Source organism: Desulfovibrio sp. (assembly GCF_019424165.1).
Lineage (GTDB): Bacteria > Desulfobacterota > Desulfovibrionia > Desulfovibrionales > Desulfovibrionaceae > Desulfovibrio.
Window position 1 is genome coordinate 7,488 of sequence record NZ_JAHZAA010000057.1, and the last position, 391, is coordinate 7,878.

Sequence of the window (391 nt, forward strand, 5' to 3'; positions counted from 1 at the left end):
GTGCGCCCCTTGTCTTGCAGCATGCGCATGGGACGCCAAACCCCGTTATTGGGCAGCATGGCGTAAAGCTCGGCCAGTTCACGCATGCTTACCTCTGCACCGCCAAGCACCAGACTCAAGCCATAATGCTCTTCGCCGGATGCGAATTTCACTCCGGCCCTGCTTAAGAATTCGTAAAAACCAGGCTGTTTCAAACGGGCAGCCAAGGCAATGGCAGGCACATTGCGGCTGGCCCTCAACGCTTCGCTCGCGCTGACAGGACCGCGAAAACTGCCGTCATAGTTTTCAGGATCGTACCCCGAAAAACTGCGTGGCGTATCGGCCAACAAGGTTAAGGGATGGATAAGCCCCTGATCCAGAGCCAGGGCGTAGATAAAAGGCTTGAGCGTGG

Annotated in this window: 1 protein-coding gene; it reads right to left on the reverse strand. The window is 56.5% G+C overall.

Going from position 1 to position 391, the window contains the following annotated elements; all coding sequences use genetic code 11:
* Positions 1–391 (reverse strand): penicillin-binding transpeptidase domain-containing protein (locus QZ377_RS12255; RefSeq protein WP_291441485.1); only part of this gene is annotated, 391 nt, incomplete at both ends.